This window comes from Mannheimia sp. ZY171111, assembly GCF_017750945.1.
Classification (GTDB): Bacteria; Pseudomonadota; Gammaproteobacteria; order Enterobacterales; family Pasteurellaceae; genus Mannheimia; species Mannheimia pernigra.
On sequence record NZ_CP046532.1, the window covers coordinates 1,923,332 to 1,943,347 of the forward strand.

17 protein-coding genes are annotated in these 20,016 nt (G+C 38.6%); 8 read left to right on the forward strand and 9 right to left on the reverse strand.

Features of this window, described 5'->3' with window-relative positions:
- The first annotated feature begins 44 nt into the window (after positions 1 to 44).
- The 5 genes from GM698_RS09175 (at position 45) to GM698_RS09195 (ending at position 5,988) form a co-directional block, all read left to right on the forward strand.
- The gene (locus GM698_RS09175; protein WP_209289319.1) at positions 45 to 1,649 is read left to right on the forward strand and encodes an L-lactate permease; all 1,605 of its coding nucleotides are present in this window, start codon (positions 45 to 47) and stop codon (positions 1,647 to 1,649) included.
- Positions 1,650 to 1,658: 9 nt separating this feature from the next.
- Positions 1,659 to 1,874: a hypothetical protein gene (locus GM698_RS09180; protein ID WP_006252410.1), complete on the forward strand. Its 216-nt coding sequence runs from the start codon at positions 1,659 to 1,661 to the stop codon at positions 1,872 to 1,874.
- Positions 1,875 to 1,915: 41 nt separating this feature from the next.
- Entirely contained in the window at positions 1,916 to 3,151 is a 1,236-nt protein-coding gene (locus GM698_RS09185) for a M20 family metallo-hydrolase (RefSeq protein WP_176808666.1), read from the forward strand.
- A 99-nt stretch (positions 3,152 to 3,250) separates the two neighbouring features.
- Positions 3,251 to 4,633 carry an allantoinase AllB gene (allB, locus tag GM698_RS09190; RefSeq protein ID WP_209289320.1) on the forward strand — a complete coding sequence of 461 codons (1,383 nt, stop codon included), beginning with the start codon at positions 3,251 to 3,253 and terminating at the stop codon, positions 4,631 to 4,633.
- A 2-nt stretch (positions 4,634 to 4,635) separates the two neighbouring features.
- Entirely contained in the window at positions 4,636 to 5,988 is a 1,353-nt protein-coding gene (locus GM698_RS09195) for an NCS1 family transporter (RefSeq protein WP_245189260.1), read from the forward strand.
- Positions 5,989 to 6,103: 115 nt separating this feature from the next.
- Here the strand turns inward: GM698_RS09195 and GM698_RS09200 are convergent, their stop codons facing one another.
- The 9 genes from GM698_RS09200 to GM698_RS09255 form a co-directional block, all read right to left on the reverse strand.
- Positions 6,104 to 6,271, reverse strand: a complete 168-nt coding sequence (locus GM698_RS09200) for a zf-HC2 domain-containing protein (RefSeq protein WP_176810133.1) — start codon at positions 6,269 to 6,271, stop codon at positions 6,104 to 6,106.
- A gap of 1 nt (position 6,272) precedes the next feature.
- Positions 6,273 to 6,854, reverse strand: coding sequence for a sigma-70 family RNA polymerase sigma factor (locus tag GM698_RS09205; protein ID WP_176810132.1), 582 nt, complete (start codon positions 6,852 to 6,854; stop codon positions 6,273 to 6,275).
- Positions 6,855 to 6,928: 74 nt separating this feature from the next.
- A complete protein-coding gene (locus GM698_RS09210; protein ID WP_209289321.1) occupies positions 6,929 to 7,660 on the reverse strand; it encodes a DUF2063 domain-containing protein in 732 nt (243 codons plus the stop codon).
- Complete coding sequence (locus GM698_RS09215; protein ID WP_176808661.1) at positions 7,650 to 8,573, reverse strand: DUF692 domain-containing protein; 924 nt, start codon at positions 8,571 to 8,573, stop codon at positions 7,650 to 7,652. The genes GM698_RS09210 and GM698_RS09215 overlap by 11 nt, the downstream gene beginning before the upstream one ends.
- A 100-nt stretch (positions 8,574 to 8,673) precedes the next feature.
- A complete protein-coding gene (locus GM698_RS09220; protein ID WP_006248065.1) occupies positions 8,674 to 8,961 on the reverse strand; it encodes a hypothetical protein in 288 nt (95 codons plus the stop codon).
- A gap of 26 nt (positions 8,962 to 8,987) precedes the next feature.
- Positions 8,988 to 9,428 carry a DoxX family protein gene (locus GM698_RS09225; protein WP_176809038.1) on the reverse strand — a complete coding sequence of 147 codons (441 nt, stop codon included), beginning with the start codon at positions 9,426 to 9,428 and terminating at the stop codon, positions 8,988 to 8,990.
- 188 nt (positions 9,429 to 9,616) lie between these two features.
- Positions 9,617 to 10,534 (reverse strand): hypothetical protein, encoded by a 918-nt coding sequence (locus GM698_RS09230; protein ID WP_209289322.1) that lies wholly within the window; start codon positions 10,532 to 10,534, stop codon positions 9,617 to 9,619.
- Positions 10,535 to 10,552: 18 nt separating this feature from the next.
- Positions 10,553 to 14,635, reverse strand: coding sequence for a YadA-like family protein (locus GM698_RS10620; protein ID WP_245189261.1), 4,083 nt, complete (start codon positions 14,633 to 14,635; stop codon positions 10,553 to 10,555).
- A 162-nt stretch (positions 14,636 to 14,797) separates the two neighbouring features.
- Positions 14,798 to 16,027 (reverse strand): alanine--glyoxylate aminotransferase family protein, encoded by a 1,230-nt coding sequence (locus GM698_RS09255; RefSeq protein WP_176808659.1) that lies wholly within the window; start codon positions 16,025 to 16,027, stop codon positions 14,798 to 14,800.
- 275 nt (positions 16,028 to 16,302) lie between these two features.
- On the opposite strand from GM698_RS09255, the gene lepA reads away from it, so the two are divergent.
- From lepA to rnc, 3 genes are all read left to right on the forward strand, one after another.
- Positions 16,303 to 18,096, forward strand: coding sequence for a translation elongation factor 4 (gene lepA, locus GM698_RS09260; protein ID WP_176809037.1), 1,794 nt, complete (start codon positions 16,303 to 16,305; stop codon positions 18,094 to 18,096).
- An 86-nt stretch (positions 18,097 to 18,182) separates the two neighbouring features.
- Positions 18,183 to 19,142 (forward strand): signal peptidase I, encoded by a 960-nt coding sequence (lepB, locus tag GM698_RS09265; RefSeq protein WP_209289323.1) that lies wholly within the window; start codon positions 18,183 to 18,185, stop codon positions 19,140 to 19,142.
- 45 nt (positions 19,143 to 19,187) lie between these two features.
- The gene (gene rnc, locus GM698_RS09270; RefSeq protein WP_176808657.1) at positions 19,188 to 19,862 is read left to right on the forward strand and encodes a ribonuclease III; all 675 of its coding nucleotides are present in this window, start codon (positions 19,188 to 19,190) and stop codon (positions 19,860 to 19,862) included.
- Positions 19,863 to 20,016 lie beyond the last annotated feature (154 nt).

Consider the following 20,016-nt stretch of genomic DNA (forward strand, 5'->3'; position numbering starts at 1 on the left):
CGGTCATTTTTCTTCATTTTTTCAATTAGGTTGTTTAAACGAAAATGGATATTCCAGTTAATTTTTTTATGTGGTTTATGGCGTCATTGCCGATTATCACCTTAGTTATTTTAATGGTTAAATTCCAATGGGGGGCGACTGAAGCTGCTCCTGTTGGATTATTAATTACCATTATTTCAGGCATTTTTTTATACAAAGCAGATATTACATTAATTGCAATTGAATCAGCAAAAGGGATTTGGTATGCATTAATTATTTTGTTAATTGTTTGGACTGCGGTATTAATGTATCAAGTCAGTGACGCTGCAAAAGCCTTTTTAGTCATTCGTTCGGAAATGAGTAAATTATTCCCGAACGAATTATTACTGGTATTGGCAATGGGCTGGATTTTTGAAAGTTTCTTACAAGGTATTACTGGCTTTGGTGTGCCAGTAGCAGTGGGCGCCCCGCTTTTAATTGGCATTGGGGTTCGCCCATTATGGGCAGTTGTTTTGCCATTGTTAGGTCAGGCTTGGGGAAATACTTTTGGTACATTAGCGGCTGCTTGGGATGCTTTAGCAGGCTCAGCTGGGCTTGAAATTGGTAATGAAAAATACTTTTTAACAGCACTTTGGTCTTCTGCATTCTTATGGTTTTGGATTGTCATTACAGGCTTAGCGATTGCGTGGTTTTATGGTAGAGGCAAAGCAGTTAAAAAAGGCTTAGTTGCAACCTTAATTATTGCGACTATTCAAGGCGGTGGCGAATTATTACTTAGCCAGGTAAATACAACAATTTCAGCGTTTATTCCTGCTTGTTTGTCAATTTTAGCGATTGTGCTTATCAGCAAAATGAGTATGTATAAAGAAGTTTGGCGTGTGGAAGAGAGTCCAATTATGGATAGAACTAAAACCACCGAAACGGAAGAAGCATTGCCGAATATGAATTTGTTACAAGCCTTTATTCCTTATATTGTGCTTTCAGTGATGACGCTTGCAATTCTTGTCATTACGCCAATCAACCAATTCTTATCGCAATTTAAGTTCGGCTTTGCATTCCCTGAAACGATAACAGGCTATGGCTTTTTGAATAAGGCTTATACCTCTTATTCGCCTATTGCCATTTTTACTCACGCAAGTATGTTCTTATTTATCTCTTCAATTATTGGCTTGATTTATTACCAACGCAAAGGCTGGATTGCGAAAGGAGAATCAAAAACGATTTTTGCTAAATCTATTTCAATGACAACGCCGTCTGGTATTGCAGTAGTAGGGCTTGTGATTATGTCGAAAATTATGGGGGGGACAGGGCAAACCGCCGTGTTGGCTGAAGGAATGGCTACGGTATTAGGTAAAACGTATGTGATTTTATCACCATTTATTGGTTTGTTAGGTACTTTTATGACGGGGAGCAATATGAGCTCTAATATTTTATTTGGTGACTTTCAAATGACGACCTCTAAACTCCTGAATGCGAATTCAGCTGCTGTGCTTGGTGCCCAAACTGCAGGCGGCGCTATTGGCAGTGCAATTAGCCCAAGTAAGATAATTTTAGGTACGACAACGGCTAATATTTTAGGTAAAGAAGGCGATGTGTTAAAAACAATTATTTGGATAACGTTACTTCCTATTTTATTAATTGGCGTTGTGGCTTATTTTGCTTCACTTTAGGAGGAGTTTATGACAGTAAAATCTACATTAGAAAGTAGTTTTTTTAAAACTAAAGCAGGCAAAATGACTCTTGCTTTCATTGTGATTATGTTAGCGTTTGCATTGATTATGCTTGGCATTTATCAAGTGAATAATGTCTTTATTCATATAGGATTTGTGCTAATGTTGGTGGCAATGTTATATTCGCCAGTTGATGTATTTATTCTAAATCGTAAGAAAAATTAACGTATGGCGAAATATTTTCGTTTATAAAAAGGAATAAAAAAATGGAACGAATTACTCAGCGTATTACGCAAAATTTAGAAACTTTAAAACAATTTACCGCGACACCAGGTAATGGTTGTACACGTTTACCGTTCTCACCAGAGGCGAGGAGTGCGGTAAATTATTTAAGAGATTTAATCGTGGAAGTTGGTCTTCGTGTGAAAGAAGATGAAGCTGGAAATATTTTCGGTATTTTAGAAGGCGAAGAGCCCAATTTACCCTGTGTGATGTCTGGTTCTCACTATGACAGTGTGCTTCATGGTGGCGATTATGATGGTATCGCAGGCGTGATTACGGCACTGGAAACGGCTCGTTTATTGAAAGAAAGCGGAAAAAAATTTAAACGTAGCTTTGTCGTTGCAGGCTTTAATGACGAAGAAGGTATGCGTTTTGGCACAGGTTATTTTGGATCGGGTGCAATGTTAGGGCTTCGTGATGCAGAGTATTGCAAAAAATTCTTAGATAAAGATGGCATTTCCATTTATGAAGCAATGCGTAATTATGGTTTAGATCCAGAAAAAGTTCAAAATGCAAAATGGGAAGAGGGCTCAATTGGCCACTTTATTGAAACCCATATTGAGCAAGGACCGGTGTTAGAAAATCAAGGGCTTGAAATTGGTTTAGTAACGGGTATTGTTGGCTTACATCGTCATATGTTTACGGTTCATGGGCGAGCAGATCATGCAGGCACAACCCCAATGGATATGCGTTTAGATGCCGTTGATGTGGCAACTAAAGTGATTGCTAAAATTGCAGACTGGGCAAGAGAGAAAAATGATGGCACTGTAGCGACGGTTGGCTATATGAATGTTCTACCTGGTGGGATTAACATTGTGGCAGAAAAAGTGATCTTTAGTGTTGATATTCGTTCTTTAAATATGGCAAATATTGAAGATATTACGGCAAAAATTGATGTAGCATTAGCGGAGGAAACTAAAAAAATTGGTTCGAGATTTGATAAAGAGACAAAATTGGTTATTCAACCCGTTAAGCTATCTGAAAAAATGTTAAACATTTTAGAAGAGGCTACTAAAGCTCACCAATTCAGCTATAAACGTTTGCCAAGTGGAGCAGGACACGATTCATTAGAAATTGGGCAAAAAATTCCAACTGTGATGATTTTTGTTCCAAGTAAAGAGGGGCGTAGCCATACTCCAGTAGAGTTTACTGAGTATCACTATTTCTCAAAAGCAGCGGTATTACAACAAGAATTAGCTGAGCAATTATTAGACGAATAATATTCAAATGAGGGGATTTGCAAAGTTTTTTTAAAATTTGACCGCTTGTAAATTGCCTATAAATTTTAATACAAACACAACTATAAGGAGTATTTGACTATGTATGATCTCATCATAAAAAATGGGAAGATAGTCTTATCCGATACCGTTTTCAACGGTAATATTGCCGTTAATTCAGGTAAGATTGCTGCTATTTTAGAAGAAGGCACAGAGCCAGATGCAAAAGACGTTATTGATGTTAAAGGAAATTATGTTTTTCCAGGGGCAATAGATACTCACACCCATCTTAATGACCCAGGTTATGAATGGCGTGAAGATTATGCACACGGTACAGCCGCCGCCGCAGTTGGCGGATATACCACCATTATTGATATGCCTTTGCAAAATGAGCCTGCTTTAACTAATGGCAAAATATTTGATGCCAAAATGGCTAAAGTATCGCCAAATGCGTATGTCGATTACTGTTTCTGGGGTGGTTTAGTACCAAGTAATTTTGAGCATTTAAGTGAATTAAATGATAAAGGCTGTGTCGCGTTAAAGTCCTTTATTGGGCCTGTTTCTCCTGATTATGCTTCACTTAACTATGGTCAAACTGTTGAGGCAATGGAAATTATCCAAAAATTTGGTGGTCGTGCTGGCTTCCATTGTGAAGATTTTTCCACCATCAAATGGCAAGAGCAAAGAATGAAAAACGAAGGGCGTTTAGACTGGAGAGCATTTCTAGATTCCCGTCCGCTTATTGCAGAAATGCTTGCCACCATTAATATTATTGAAATTGCTAAAGCGACGGGCTGTAAGGCGCATATTTGCCATGTTAGCCATCCTGATGTAGCTCAAAAAATTAAAGAAGCTCAACAAGAGGGCTATGATATTACCGCTGAAACCTGTGCACATTATCTCTGCTTTAGTGAAGATGATGTGATTGAAAAAGGGGCGTTGTTCAAATGTGCTCCGCCACTTCGCTCAAAATCTGATGTTGATCGTCTATGGAATTATGTGGTAGATGGGACATTTAGCGGCATTAGTAGCGACCATTCTCCTTGTTCTTATGATGAAAAGTACAATAAAATTTTAGGTCAAAAAATTAACAATGTATTTGATGTATGGGGCGGGATTAGTGGCATTCAAAGTTGTGTACAAGTGGCTTTCTATGAGGGTTGTATAAAGCGTGGAATATCTCCAACTGTATTGGCAAATGTAATGGCAAAATTACCAGCTAAAGCGTTCGGTATTTATGGGCAGAAAGGCGATATTCAAGTTGGATTTGATGCAGATTTTACGATTATTGACCCAAACAAGCAGTGGGAAATTAAAGCGGAAGATCTGCAATATGTGAATAAAATCTCCGCTTATGTGGGCAAAAAAGGTCAAGGTTTACCAGTTTGCACCATCGTACGTGGTAAAGTGATTGCTCAAGATGGGAAACTCACCGACAGTAAAGGTTTTGGAAAATTTATTACTAAAACAAAACAAGGAGCATAACAATGCAACACAACACACAACTTAACCCTGAGTTAGCAAAAGAAGTAAATGTTGACTTACAGCCAACCAAAGAACGCATTATGGATAACTTTTCCTATTGGGCAAGTTTTTTAGGTGGCTGTGTTTCTATTGGTACATTTTCTATGGGGGCAAGCCTGATTGGAGCGTTAACGATAACACAAGCGATTATTGCAATGTCGTTTGGTTGTATTGTGATTGCTATCGGCCTTGTGCTAATTGGCAATGGCGGGCATAAATATGGTATTCCGTTCCCAATCCAACTACGAAGCTCTTTTGGTACAACAGGTGTAAAAATTCCTGGTATTTTACGTGGTGTCCCTGCAATCGTTTGGTTTGGATTCCAAAGTTGGGTGGGGGCAGGTGCTATCAATATGTGTTTAAAACTGTTGTTCGGTTTTGATAACTTGCCTGTTGTTTATGTGCTATTCACTGTTCTTCAAGTTGGCTTATCCATTAATGGTTTTAAAGGTATTAAATGGTTGGAAAATGTTTCTTGTGTGTTCCTCATCGGTATTCTTGCTTATATGCTTTATGTTGTGAATACAAAATTCTCTGTAGAAATAGGCGAGCGCTTTGCCAATATTGAAGGCACTTGGGGAATGCCATTCTGGGCTGCAACTACAGCATTCTTGGGTATTTATTCAACAATGATTTTAAATGCTTCCGATTATTCTCGCCACGTTAAAAAAGGAACAACCCCAACAGCAACAGGTGTGATTTATGTATTATCAATCCTCCCTGTAACCTTATTTATGGGGTTAATAGGGTTGTTAGTTACGGCAGCTACAGGCAATAGTGACCCAATTGAAGTATTTGCAACTGCAATGGATAATAAATTTTTAACTGTAATAACGTTATTATTCATAGCTTTTGCACAGGTTACGACAAACGTGTTGAATAATATTGTTCCGCCATCTTACATTTTAATGGATTCATTTAAAATGAAATGGTCACATGCCACCATTTTAGTGGGCATTCTTTCTATATGTGTAATGCCTTGGAAATTGGTAACTGCTGAATCAGCAGATGGATTATCTTTGTTTATTAAAATTTACTCGGCATTCTTAGGCCCTATTTTTGCGGTAATGGTCGTCGATTACTACATCTTAAGAAAACGTACTTTAAACGTAAATGACTTATATAATAAAGAAGGTATTTTCAAAGGGATTAACTGGGCTGCAATCATAGCTATTACAATTGGTTCACTTTGCTCATTGATTGTGGTTGATCTTTCTTGGTATGTGAGTTTAATTCCTTCTGGTTTAAGCTACTACTTTCTTATGAAAGTATTGAAAAGTTCAGCATCTTTCCGTAAAGGGACGATTTTAGAATAAACCAAAGGAAAGGCCTTTATCTCTTGAATGTAGCGGCAGGTTAAACCTGCCGCTATATAAATTTGTGGATTTGCTCTTGTCATATCGAACATATACGAGATGACATCGTATTTTATTATTTAAACTCTTTCATTAATTTTTCTACTGTTTGGCAATTCTTCTGAAAACTACGGCAATGAGAGCACATCATTAAGTGAACTTCGAGCTGTAATTTCTGTTTAAACATCAATTTTTGTTCACAAGAGAAGGAAATTAACTCGGTATATTTCTTACAATTAAACATATTATTCTCCAAACCATTTTTGTGTTAGGCAAACTTGTAGCTGTAATCTTGCCCGATAAAGTAGTGTATGCAGATTTGCAGTGGAAATATCACATTCTCTGCAAATTTCATCGCTTTGCATTTCCAAGTGGCTTCGCATCATAAATACTCGAGCTTGGCTTGGCGGTAAATGATTCAGGCAAAGGTCAAATACTTGCCAAAACTGATCGGAATAAGCTTGGCTATCCGTGCTTTTCCATTCGGAGGATTGATAAACATCACTATCCCACATCCCGTTTTCGTGGAATAATTTCTCGCTGAGATCTTTTTCGTCTTGTTCGACTAATTCGGATATAGCTACCATTTTGCTCTTAGTCTTGAGTAGATCAACGAGCTTATTTTTTAAAATTGCAAATAACCAAGTTTTTAATGCACTTTTACCTTTAAAACTATCAGCATATTTATATGCACTGACAAAGGCTTCTTGTACCGCATCTTCGGCAAGATCTCTATTTTTTAAATGTAAAATGGCAAATTTCACCATTTGCAGTCGGATTTCTTCTAGCTGCTGAGGGGAAATTTGTCGTAGGATTGGAGTATTCATCTATATTCTATGGATAACGTTGTTTATTTGATTCTTCATTCTCTCTTTTCTTTTTTGTTAAAAAGAAAGTCATACTATACGGGATAAATCACGTCTGCATTTACCCATTTTACCCAAATCTGCTGTAATACGGCTTTCAAATTTGTGTTTTGGTCGAGAAATTCACTGAGTTCTTCAAATAAGCCATTGAGTGAATTTGCCCCTTCCTGTAATGAGCTGAGCAAGAAAAAATCGAGTTCCTCAAGCGTATTATGATAAATACCAAATTCAGCATCTCGCCAAACTAACGCATTACTGGGTTCTTGTTCAAACTGCTTGAAGTTACTACGTAGAAAGTGAGTTTCATATTGACGCAGCTCAGCTGCACCAGAAAATTGCATTATAGTATCGTTATCCCATTCAAATTCTGATGGTACGGTTGTCATTGATACCTCAGCCAGTAATTGAGCATTTTCAAAGTCCATCAACTCAAGCAAGTGTGGTGGCATACAGCCATTTTCTCGGCAAAAATTGAGAAATTCGCCAGCAATATCTTGGAAAAAGGGCGAGTGAGCCTTACCTTCTCGTATAAATTTTTCTTTGACTGCAAGCCATTCTTCAGGACTTAGATGTTGAGGGAGCTGTACATAACAACGGTCGATAAAACCGAGAGTATTATTGCGAACCAAGCGAGAATAGACGCCAAGCCGCTGTGGAGAGATATTACCACTCATCAGCTTTACATCGTTATGGCGAATTGCATTCGTAAACTCGGCTTGAATCTCTTTGAGTGAAGGTTTGTGTTCTTCAACGAGTTTAAGCGGCATTTTTTAGCCTCGTTTTTGCATATTTTTTCTGTAAGCTCATAATGTGCTGTACTTCACTAATCAGTTCTTGAAACGGTGGGAAGTTGAAATCCCGTTCTAACAGTGTTGGTGGAATATGCGGTAGGCGTTCATAGGTGTACTCTAGTAAATCCCACACGGTTTTTTGTACCGCTTCTCCGTGGGTATCGACCAATAAAGTTGGCAGATGACGCAATTCGCCTTTCACCATATTAAATGATTCGCCCTCGGTCATTTTAACTTCTTCCGCCGCACCGTGATCTTCATCGTGGCCTGCAATATGAATATAATTGACACGAGATTTATCCACTTGATCAATAAATACAAATGGATCAAGCAAGCCGTGATTTACGCCATTAACATAAATATTATTCACATCAAGGTGAATGCCACAATCCGCTTCTTGGGCAATTGCATTGAGAAACTCTACCTCATTCATCGTACTGGTTGGTGAATGCAGATAGTAGGACGTATTTTCAAGGGAAATTTGCATACCTAAATAATCTTGCACTTGTTTAATGCGATTTGCCACGTGATGTACGGCTTCATCGGTAAACGGCATTGGCAGCAGGTCATATAAATGCCCTTCACATTCGCAATAGCTTAAATGATCAGAGAAGAAAAAGGAGTTATACTGCTGCTGCATATTCTTGATCCCTTTTAGTAGCGTCATATCTAAAGGCGCTTGCCCGCCGAGAGAGAGGGATAAACCGTGAATAATAACAGGGATTTTTTCAGCGACTTTATCGAAGTTATACCGAGCCTGACCGCCCATTTTCAGCCAGTTTTCTGGGGCTACTTCCATAAAATTAATTATATTGTTATCTGTGAGAGATAAAAATCCGTCCGCTAGATCACGGCGATAGCCTAGACCGGCACCAGTAAATTTTAGCATCGTCTTGTTCCTTTAATTTGCAAAAAATCAGCGGAATTTAACCGCTTGTAGATTGTGTTTATAAGAGGTTAGGTGCGTTTAGAAAACGCACCTTCGCTACTTATTTAGAGGCTCCACACTTGCCTTCACCGCATTTACCTTCTGCCGCTTTTGGTGCCGTTGCTCCACATTTCCCTTCGCCGCATTTACCTTCGGTTGCTTTTGGCTCAGAAGAGGTTGCTCCGCATTTGCCTTCGCCACATTTACCTTCTGTAGCTTTGGTTTTTACACATTTGCCATCTTTTACTTCCATACAAGCATCTGCTTTCACTGATTTAGTTTCAGCGTTTACAGTTGCGGTTGCCATAGTTAATGCACCAGCTAATGCCATTAAAGTTGCTTTTTTCATTAAAAAATTCTCCATAAATTAAGGGATTAAAGGAATTTCAACCAGCGTTTGGTTGGGGATTTTTTCTGTAACAGAAAATCGAGAGAGAGTGAGCCAGCACCTTGTAGTAAAAGTGGTACTAACATCACTAAATAAATGAGTGCCATTTTATAGCCATTGTTGCAGACATTGTAGCCATTGCCAGCGTGAACAGCATACCACGCTACCGCTGTTAAGATCATTAATCCTAACGCACTGAAGCGGGTGAACAGACCTAAAGCGAGTAAAATAGGCAGTAAGATTTCCGCTCCGCTAGCAATAGCCCAGCTAAGATCGGCTGGTAGTACGTTAAAGGGGAATGGGAAGCTCTCTTGAATTGAGGCAAACCAATTTTCACCGTTTAGTTTTGATAACCCTGCTTCAAAAAATTCATAAGCAAGAAATAGACGTAATACAAGAAAGCCCAAGCCGTTTTTACAAGCTGTCATTGAGCAAGCTGACTGGGTTGAAAATGATGACATAAAAATGCTCCTAACTAAAAATGTGACTATTAGACAGAATAAGTATACGTTTATTACAAAAAATGTGTGAAAAATTATAACCTATTTTTATAGGTAAATAAAAATAGGTTAAATTCAGTGCAGAATTTAACCTATTTGTTTTTTAGCAAGGGTATTTAATTAGCTTTAGCTAGTTTATATTGCTGTTTATCAGGCGCTGTAATTAAAATTTCCTTCGGCGGTGTTTTCTGACGATGTAAAATTCCAACTACGTTACCTACGATAGCGATATCCTGAAATTGACCTTCAACTTTATATTTACTCATATCAATGCCATCTTTAAAAATTAAGAAGGTACTGATTTTAGTACTACGGATATTTTCTAACCCTAATGCGTGTTGGTTAACCACATTATAGGTAGGCACTTTTCGTTTAGCATATTGACTAATTAATTTCGTATTTTGACTCAATGCTAAAATATCACCGAGCTTTTTTTCTTCAGCACTGCTAACCTCGCTATATGATCCTTTATTTGATTGAGGAGGTACTGATATATTCTCAATAAGTTTTTTTGAGGAGTCATCTTCTGATTTCTCACTTTCTTTCTCAGTAGGATCTGAAACTATGGGTACAGAGATAATATTACGCTCTTCCTCTTCTTGAACTAGAGCTTTATTATCATAGACCACATCCCCAATAAATTGAGTTGGAGCTAAACTGACATTGTTGCCAACTAAAGCCAACACTACTTTATCATCTAGCATATCAAAGCGTAATTGCTGGTTACTATTTTGCTGTTTAAGTTGCTGGTTTATTTGATCGAGCAAATGTTGCAAGGTGTCGTTATCGGTCTGTTTCAACTTTACTTGAATAGATGAATTATGCTGTGTGGCATAATAACCAATTCCTAACTTCTCAGCGAGTTGTTGAGAGAGATCACCAACGTTACCTTTATAAGTTACCGCAATACGTGCTTGCTGGTATTTTGTTAAGCTCGCCTCATCAGCATAAGAGAAACCTAATGGAGCTAAAAGTAACATAGCAGCAAGTATTTTGTTTGCCTTTACAAAATGAGCATTCATTTTTTTAGTCATACAATACATTATGTTTCCTTACCATGAGAAACCAATACCAGCACCAACCGCAAAATTACTGTTTTGCGATACAGATGTGCCTAGCTTGTAAGATATTCTACCGTTATCACTAAGGCCATTTAAACCTACTGCAACTGAAGTGGTACCAAGGGTATGGCCTGTAGCGACAGAGAGTTGACGTTTTCCTGGTACAGATACTTGAGGTAAGCTTGCTATTGCGATAGCATTTGATACCGAACCTTTCACGTTTTTTACCTCTTTTTCTACATTACCGACCCTGTTTTCTACACCACCAACTCTGTTTTCTACACCACCGACTCTGTTGACTACATTACCGACTCTGTTTTCTACATCACCAACTCTGTTTTCTACACCACCGACTCTGTTGACTACATTACCGACTTTGTTTTCTACATCACCAACTCTGTTTTCTACACCACCGACTCTGTTTTCTACACCACCGACTCTGTTTTCTACACCACCGACTCTGTTTTCTACACCACCGACTCTGTTTTCTACACCACCGACTCTGTTGACTACATTACCGACTTTGTTTTCTACATTACCGACTCTGTTTTCTACATTACCGACTCTGTTTTCTACACCACCGACTCTGTTTTCTACATTACCGACTCTGTTGACTACATTACCGACTTTGTTTTCTACATTACCGACTCTGTTTTCTACGTTACCGACTCTGTTTTCTACGTTACCGACTCTGTTTACTACATCACCGACTCTGCTAACTACATTACCGACTTTGTTTTCTACACCACTGATTTTGTTATTTACTACACCTATTTCACGATCAAGTTGTGCTTTATTTACCGCATCTGTTGGTGCAAGACCTTCAGAAAGTCCAGTTAAGAGACGAGTATTGCCAGACTTATTGCTGATATTGACTTCATTACCATCTAAATGGTTAGCAATCCCTACTACACCTGTAGTTGTATATCTTACAACACCGATTTTACCTTCATTGGCTGCTGTAGTTAGAGTATCTAATCCACTATCAAGCTGTGCTTTATTTACCGCATCTGTTGGTGCAAGACCTTCAGAAACGCCAGTTAAGCGACGAGCCGTGCCAGAGCTATTTTGGATATTAACTTCATCACCACCTAAATGAGTGGCAATCTCTACTACACCTTTAGTGCCCGTAGCAGTTTCGGTCGTTTTATATTTTACTGCACCGATTTTACCTTCATTAGCTGCTGTGGTTAGAGTATCTAATCCACTCTCAAGTTGTTGTTTATTTACCGCATCTGTTGGTGCAAGACCTTCAGAAACGCCAGTTAGGCGACGAGCCGTGCCAGAGCTATTTTGGATATTAACTTCATCACCACCTAAATGGGTAGCAATCTCTACTGTACCTTTAGTACCCGTAGCAGTTTCAGTCGTTTTATATTTTACCGCACCGAGTTTACCTTCATTAGCTGCTTTGGCTACGGCATATAATTGGCTACCATTTACTGCATCAGTACTGGTTTCAGAAACTAAACCAGCCGCAACATTTTGAACACGACGCTCTTTACCTTTTGCCCCAACAGTCACGACTCCAGCAGGCTCTGAGGCGGCAAATTTATAGATCTCACCTAAAATCTCGGCATGTGCGTATTGCGTTGTGCCAGCCGTTTCAGGTGTCAGTTTTACGGTTGTTGCGGATTCATTGCCTAAATTTACTGAGTTTTCAGCTGTTTGGGTAATATTTGAACCAATAACTACTGCATTTTTATGCACAACGATATTATCTGCACCAATACTTACTGCACCATCGCCGAATACAATAGAATTTGAACCAATACCTACGGCTTTTTCACCAGAAACACCTACATTATCACCAATCGCAATAGCAGATGCCCCGTTGGCAATGGCATTTTCGCCTAAAGCAAGGGCTTTTTCTTTTAATGCTTGTGCACCTTTACCAATTGCAATCGCACTTTCTGCGTTTGCTTTTGAATTTGCACCTAGTGCGATAGCATTATTACCCGTAGCTTGTGAATCCGTGCCGAATGCGATGGCATTCTCACCAGAAGCAAAGGCATTCGTGCCTTCTGCAAGTGCATTTTTACCTTTTTTACCCAGTGGTGAGTTATCTAATTGGTTATTTAGCCCTAGTAATTCATCACGCTTTTCTTTGAGCGTTTGCTGGTTTTTTGCTAAGGCTGCTTTAGCCTCATCAAGCTTTGAGGTTAAATCATTTTTCACATCTTCCGCAAGTTTTTCTTCACCAGTTAAAGCTAAAGCATTAATTTGGTTTTCAAGTCTCTCGATCTCCCTTTCTTTATCACCAACCTCTCGTGCTTTAGTAGCTATTTCAGCCGTTTTTTTCTTGATTTCATCTTGTATAGCACTAGATACTGTATTTTCTTTGTATGGTTTTAATGTTGTTTTGGCTTCCTCTTCATATTTTAACCATAGATTTTTGGATTTTGTCATTTGATCTTTAATTTCAGGAATCCAATCGGTAGGTACAAATCCATTAATATAACTTTTAGGATTTTTTGCTTGTTGATTGAGATATGTTCTTAATTTAACGACTTCAGCTGTTTTGGTTGCACGTTCCTCTACACCTAAGTTATTGCTAGATAAAGCTCTTAATGTTACAGTAAATTCCTCTACCTTATTCATAAAAGGAATTACATTATCATTCATATAAGTGCGATATTCTTCTTTATCAAAGATCCACGCATCGCTATTATAATCAATTAAATCTCTGAAGTTATTGAACTTTTCTACAGTTTTTTCTAAATCAACAATTTGTTCTTCAGTAATGTTTGATGTGGTCCGTGCAATAGCGTAGTTGGTAACATTAAATTTCCAAGACAGATCGCTAGGGAATGACATTTCTGCTTGGTTTTTTAAACTTCTTTTAAGCGCAGGTGCTGTTAAGAATTCAAATGAATTTCCAGTGTAATTGCTTGAATTATATCCACCTATTAAGAATTCACCATCGGTTCCATATAGATTTTTCAGTTTATTAAATGTAGAGTCGAGTTTATTGGATAATTCTTTTTTCAGGTTTTCATAGGACATTTTCGCAACTACAAGATGGTAATTGTTAGCCATCCCATGATAATTTCTTGTTCTGAAAGAATCACTTAGAGCATAAATAGTGTCAGTAGCTCTTTGACTCATAAATGCTCGCATGAGTTCTGTTGAAGTTAGATTATCATCATAATAAATTCCATTTAGTGTTCGAAAGTTAAAATTAGAATGCCCCCACTCCTTAATACCACTGGGATGATAAGTAAGGTAGTAACCATATGTTTCTTCCTTTATAGCAAAATCATCATTAACTCTATTCAGGAAGTTAGGAATGGCATTTACTAAGTTACCTTGAATATTGCGATAACCTTCAATGAGATCTTTATATTTGTCATTTGAAAGATTAATATTAGGGAAATCAGTTTCAATTTTAGTTTTTAAGTCTGTTGCTAATTGATCTACCCCATTAGTTTTTGATAATTTACTCCAGTCTAATGATTCTATTACTGTAGTAAAATTTTGATATATTTCTTGTTTATTTTTTCCTGGTAAAAAACTAGTATTAAAATTATTTTGCAATTCTAGTAACTGGTTTCTTCTATTAACTAATTCTTTCCGAATTGGTATAACTCTATTGGCTAATGTTACTTGTTGTGCTTGTTTTTCACGTACACGCTCTAAAATAGTGTCATATTGAGCAATCTGACTCTTTAAAGCATCTTGTAATTGTTGATTAACAGAGCCTTGTTTTTCTTGTTCAGCAATTTGAGTACGTAACTCTTCAATTTGATTAACTAAATCACGGAAGTTTTCTAACTCCGCATTGAATTCTTTGGGGGAGATATTACCACCGGTTGCAATGGCATTCTTGCCGACTGCTTGAGAACCTGTGCCTGACGCGAAACTACCTTCACCTACAGCAAGGTTATTGGTGCCAGCGGTGTTGCCTAAAGGAAGTGGATTGGCATAAGAGACTTGGCTAAGCCCTATCAGAGCGGTAAGCAAGGTAACAGCAGGGAGCTCTTTTGTGTGTTTTTTATACAGGCGGGGGGGGGGGGGAGGTAAAACTAAAGTTTGGCATATCAAAATTTCCTCATTAAAATTTTTACTTTTCATTCTTAAAAAAAGAAATGCTCCGTATCATAATATTTAATTTGATTAAATAAAATAGGAAAAGATTAAATTTGTGAAAATATTTTGAGTTTCTGCGGTTTTACTGTGGATAAATATCCACAGTATTAATTATTAGTGAGTTGTATTGTAAATTTAGGAAGGTGGTTATTTATCAGCCTCTTTATAGACTGCCAAGGCAGCTGCAACCGCATCGCCTGAAGGCACTTTTACTTTATGGCTTAAAAGTACGGCTTCTAACGCACCTAAGGTTAAAAGTACGTTACGTTTTTGGCTTGAGAAACCCATATTACCGATACGGATTACTTTTCCATCTAAGGGGCCGAATGAGGTGGCTAATTCAATACCGAAGTGGTTTAAAATATCGCTACGCAAAGCAGGGCCACTAATACCTTCTGGAATGTGGAATGCCGTTACAACGGGGGCTTTGTGTTTGCGATCGCCAAAAATTTTCAAACCCATTGCTTCTAAACCAGCACATAATGCTTTGTCGTTTAAAATATGGCGAGCAAAACGAGCTTCTAAGCCTTCTTGTAAAATAATGCGTAACGCTTCGTGTACACCATATTGTGCAGAAGTGGCTTCTGTGTGGTGATTTAAACGGCGTGGGCTCCAGTAATCTTGTAGCTGTGCCAAGTCTAAGTAGTTACTTGGAATTGGCGGTAATGTGCCATCTACATCAGACTCTGCACGAATGCCTTTTTCCACACGTTTACGTTTTGCAATAATCTCTTCAATCCGTTTGTTATAAGTGATTAAAGCTGTGCCTGATGGGGCGGAAATACATTTTTGTGTACCGCCGATACAAGCATCAATGCCCCATTCATCCACACGAATATCTACACCGCCTAAGGTTGCAACGGTATCTACAATTAACATGGCATCATATTGTTTACAGATTTTGCCGATCTCTTCTAACGGTTGCATCATAGAGGTTGAGGTTTCGCCGTGAATAATTGCAACGGCTTTGTAGCCACCTTTTTTCAACTCTGCTTCAATTTCTTCTGGTTCAAATACGGTTCCCCACTCTCTTTCGATAATGGTAATATCTGCACCGCTACGAGCTAAAATTTCATTTAATAAATAACCAAAACGACCAAATGCAGGAATTAACACTTTATCGCCTGGGCAAATCGCTGCGGTTAGAACAGTTTCTAAGCCACCACGAGAGGTGGAGTTGACTACATAAGTTTGCTCATTTTTCGTTTGGAATAAGCGGCGTTCCATTTCCATTGTTTCGTTCATTAATGAGGTAAACTCTGGATCAAATTGACCTAAAATGGGTGCAGACATTGCACGCAAAACACGTGGGTCAGCATCTGTTGGGCCAGGGCACATTAATAAACGTGGGGAAGGGTTGATTTCTCTGAATTGCATTATAATTTCCTACCTGTGTAATATGAATTAAAAAAACTTATGGATTTTACAATAAAAATTTGTGATTGCTCAATATTTTTTATATTTACGGGAAATTATTTGCAATTAGGGTGAGTGCAAGCGGTCATTTTTCTCAAGAAATTTGCACATTTTTAGGAAAAAATAACCGCTTATTGCTATTTGTTTTCTTTGCAAAACCTTGTATTTCAAGTACAATTCCCCGATTAATTTTTGATAAACAAATAACAAAACAGGACATTAACTGCCCGATGAAAATGCAAAATATTCGTAACTTTTCGATTATCGCTCATATCGATCACGGCAAATCGACTTTATCTGACCGCTTAATTCAAACTTGTGGCGGCTTATCAGACCGTGAAATGGAGGCTCAAGTATTAGATTCAATGGATCTTGAGCGTGAGCGTGGAATTACTATTAAAGCACAAAGTGTAACCCTAAACTATAAAGCGAAAGATGGCGAAACTTACCAGCTGAATTTTATTGATACGCCAGGGCACGTGGATTTCTCATATGAAGTTTCTCGCTCGCTTGCTGCTTGTGAAGGTGCTTTATTAGTGGTTGATGCAGGCCAAGGCGTGGAAGCACAGACGTTGGCGAATTGTTATACCGCAATTGAAATGGATTTAGAGGTTGTGCCGATTTTAAATAAAATCGATTTACCAGCCGCCGAGCCTGAGCGTGTGGCAGAAGAGATTGAAGATATTGTCGGTATTGATGCGATTGATGCAGTGCGTTGTTCAGCAAAAACAGGATTAGGCATTGAAGATGTTTTAGAAGATATTGTCAAAAAAATTCCAGCCCCAGAAGGTGAGCCTGACGCACCGTTACAAGCGTTAATTATCGACTCTTGGTTTGACAACTATTTAGGCGTTGTTTCTTTAGTGCGTGTGAAAAACGGTGTGCTGAAAAAAGGCGATAAAATCAAAGTGATGAGTACAGGTCAGTCTTACAACGTCGATCGCCTTGGTATTTTTACACCAAAACAAGTGGATACCGCAGAACTTAAAACTGGCGAGGTAGGCTGGGTCGTTTGTGCGATTAAAGATATTTTAGGCGCTCCAGTGGGTGATACTTTAACTCATCATCACAACGCAGCAACTGAAGTATTACCTGGCTTTAAGAAGGTAAAACCACAGGTTTACGCAGGTTTATTTCCGATTAGTTCGGACGATTATGAAGCCTTCCGTGATGCCTTAGGCAAATTAAGCCTAAATGATGCATCCCTTTTCTACGAGCCTGAAACCTCAAGTGCGTTGGGCTTTGGCTTCCGGTGTGGCTTCTTAGGCTTGTTGCATATGGAGATCATTCAAGAGCGTTTAGAGCGTGAATACGATCTTGATTTGATTACTACCGCGCCAACCGTAGTTTACGAAGTGGTAGAAACCAGTGGCGAAACCATTTATGTCGATAGCCCATCTAAATTACCTGCCATTAATAATATTGCGGAAATTCGTGAGCCGATTGCAGAATGTAATATGCTTGTGCCGCAAGAGTTCTTAGGCAACGTGATTACCCTGTGTGTGGAAAAGCGAGGCGTGCAAACCAATATGGTGTATCACGGCAACCAAATCGCGTTAACTTATGAGATCCCGATGGGCGAAGTAGTGTTAGATTTCTTCGATCGTTTAAAATCCACCTCGCGTGGCTATGCTTCACTTGATTATGGTTTCAAACGTTTCCAAACTGCCGATATGGTGCGTGTGGATATTATGATTAACGGAGAGCGTGTTGATGCGTTGGCGATTATCGTTCACCGTGCAAATGCGGCTTATCGTGGGCGTGAATTAGTAGAAAAAATGCGTGAGCTGATTCCTCGTCAGCAATTTGATATTGCGATTCAAGCGGCTATCGGCAACCACGTTATTGCCCGTTCTACGGTAAAACAGCTACGCAAAAACGTACTGGCGAAATGTTACGGTGGTGATGTAAGTCGTAAGAAGAAACTGCTACAAAAACAAAAAGAGGGTAAAAAACGAATGAAATCTCTCGGTAACGTAGAAGTGCCACAAGAAGCATTTTTGGCAATTCTTCATGTGGGTAAGGATTAATTGTCAATATTCGTGTAAAATACGACCTCTTGCAAGCGGTCATATTTTGAGAAAACTTTGCAATTTTGAATAAAAAGGAGCATTCAGTGGCACAATTTATGCCAATTATTTTTCTAGGTATTATTTATGGTATTTGGCAATGGCTTGATTCAATGCAACTGCCAAATACTATTTCCATTATTTTAGTTGCCTTGGTTATTATTTGTGGTGGATTTTGGGCGTTTTACAAATTCAGTGCTGACCCAAGACGTAAACAGGCGATTGCTCTACAACAAAAACGTTTAGGCAGAGAATTAACCGCTGAAGAAATAGCGGAAATTCAACCTAAATCCGCAGTAGGCGAATTTTTTGCCTCACTTTTCGGCATTTTATTCTTTGTTACAGTACTTCGCTCGTTCTTATTTGAACCATTTCAAATTCCAAGTGGTTCAATGGAGCCAACATTGCGTGTGGGCGATTTTTTAGTGGTGAACAAATTTAGTTACGGTATTAAAGATCCAATTTGGCAAAATACTTTAATTGAAACAGGTAAGCCTGAACGTGGCGATGTGATTGTGTTTAAAGCACCTGCACAACCACACATTGATTATATTAAGCGTGTGGTGGCAGTAGGTGGTGATAAGCTTAAATATGATTTTGCAACTCAGCAATTAACAATAACTAAAATTAATGGTGAAGCCAATGTGTTTGAATACAGTGAAGGCAAGCCAAATCCTGAGTTTTTTTATCATGGTGAAATGCAAATCGAACGCACCGAAAAAGGTAATGTAACTCATCAAATTTTAAATCATCCAATGGCATTTAACTATGCACCTTATTTCTACCAACAAGAAGGGCAAGTAGAGGGTGAATGGATTGTGCCACAAGGACACTATTTTGTGATGGGCGATAACCGTGATAACAGTGAAGATAGCCGCTTCTGGGGCTTTGTGCCTGAGAGAAACATCGTTGGTAAAGCCACTTTTATTTGGTTAAGTTTAGATAAAAAAGCAAATGAATTCCCAACGGGGCTTCGTTTTTCTAGAATGTTTACCTCAATCAATTAATCTTAACAGGGGCGTATGAGATACGCCCCTTTATTCACATAAACTATGCAACTAGAACGATTACAGAAAAAATTAGGTTATCAATTTCATAACCTTGATTACCTCATTCAGGCCTTAACACACCGCAGTGCGGCAACCAAAAACAATGAGCGTCTTGAATTTCTAGGCGATTCAATTTTAAATTTTACTATTGGTAAAGTATTATACGACAAATTTCCAAAAGCGAATGAAGGTGAGCTTAGCCGTATGAGAGCAACTCTTGTGCGTGAGCAAACTCTAGCGATTATTGCTCGCAAATTTGATTTAGGCGACTACCTAAAATTAGGTCCAGGAGAGCTAAAAAGTGGTGGTTTTCGCCGAGAATCGATTTTATCGGACTGTGTTGAAGCGATTATTGCGGCCATTTATCTCGATCAAGATATGGCAAAAGCAATGGAAAAGGTGGAAGATTGGTATTCAGATTTGCTTAAAGACATCAGTCCAGGCGATTCACAAAAAGATCCGAAAACACGCCTGCAAGAGTTTTTACAAGGTAGAAAATTGCCATTGCCTGAATATGATGTATTAGATATTAAAGGCGAAGCTCATAACCAAACTTTCCGTGTAACCTGTAAAGTGATTAATATTGAGGAAATCTTTATCGGAACAGGCACAAGCCGCCGTAAAGCAGAGCAGAATGCGGCGGAGAAAGTGTTAGAATCGATTAAAATGAAGAAGTAAGCACTCTCTCCCCTTGTGGGAGAGAGACCGCGTATGAGCGTTCAGCGAAATAAGCAGAGAGAGGGGGCTTATGGGTATGATATTAGATTCCCCCCTCTCCCTGATTTTTATTCTGAATGAATAAAAATCTGTCCCTCTCCCACAAGGGGAGAGG

Excerpts from the sequence above, each read along its gene's own strand:
- GM698_RS09230 (WP_209289322.1), bottom strand. The coding sequence starts at position 10,534 with ATGACTAAAAAAATGAATGCTCATTTTGTAAAGGCAAACAAAATACTT.
- GM698_RS09195 (WP_245189260.1), top strand. The coding sequence starts at position 4,636 with ATGCAACACAACACACAACTTAACCCTGAGTTAGCAAAAGAAGTAAAT.
- GM698_RS09185 (WP_176808666.1), top strand. The coding sequence starts at position 1,916 with ATGGAACGAATTACTCAGCGTATTACGCAAAATTTAGAAACTTTAAAA.
- lepA (WP_176809037.1), top strand. The coding sequence starts at position 16,303 with ATGCAAAATATTCGTAACTTTTCGATTATCGCTCATATCGATCACGGC.
- allB (WP_209289320.1), top strand. The coding sequence starts at position 3,251 with ATGTATGATCTCATCATAAAAAATGGGAAGATAGTCTTATCCGATACC.
- GM698_RS09215 (WP_176808661.1), bottom strand. The coding sequence starts at position 8,573 with ATGCTAAAATTTACTGGTGCCGGTCTAGGCTATCGCCGTGATCTAGCG.
- GM698_RS09220 (WP_006248065.1), bottom strand. The coding sequence starts at position 8,961 with ATGAAAAAAGCAACTTTAATGGCATTAGCTGGTGCATTAACTATGGCA.
- rnc (WP_176808657.1), top strand. The coding sequence starts at position 19,188 with ATGCAACTAGAACGATTACAGAAAAAATTAGGTTATCAATTTCATAAC.
- GM698_RS09225 (WP_176809038.1), bottom strand. The coding sequence starts at position 9,428 with ATGACAGCTTGTAAAAACGGCTTGGGCTTTCTTGTATTACGTCTATTT.
- GM698_RS09180 (WP_006252410.1), top strand. The coding sequence starts at position 1,659 with ATGACAGTAAAATCTACATTAGAAAGTAGTTTTTTTAAAACTAAAGCA.
- GM698_RS10620 (WP_245189261.1), bottom strand. The coding sequence starts at position 14,635 with ATGAAAAGTAAAAATTTTAATGAGGAAATTTTGATATGCCAAACTTTA.
- GM698_RS09205 (WP_176810132.1), bottom strand. The coding sequence starts at position 6,854 with ATGAATACTCCAATCCTACGACAAATTTCCCCTCAGCAGCTAGAAGAA.
- GM698_RS09210 (WP_209289321.1), bottom strand. The coding sequence starts at position 7,660 with ATGCCGCTTAAACTCGTTGAAGAACACAAACCTTCACTCAAAGAGATT.
- GM698_RS09175 (WP_209289319.1), top strand. The coding sequence starts at position 45 with ATGGATATTCCAGTTAATTTTTTTATGTGGTTTATGGCGTCATTGCCG.
- GM698_RS09200 (WP_176810133.1), bottom strand. The coding sequence starts at position 6,271 with ATGTTTAATTGTAAGAAATATACCGAGTTAATTTCCTTCTCTTGTGAA.
- GM698_RS09255 (WP_176808659.1), bottom strand. The coding sequence starts at position 16,027 with ATGCAATTCAGAGAAATCAACCCTTCCCCACGTTTATTAATGTGCCCT.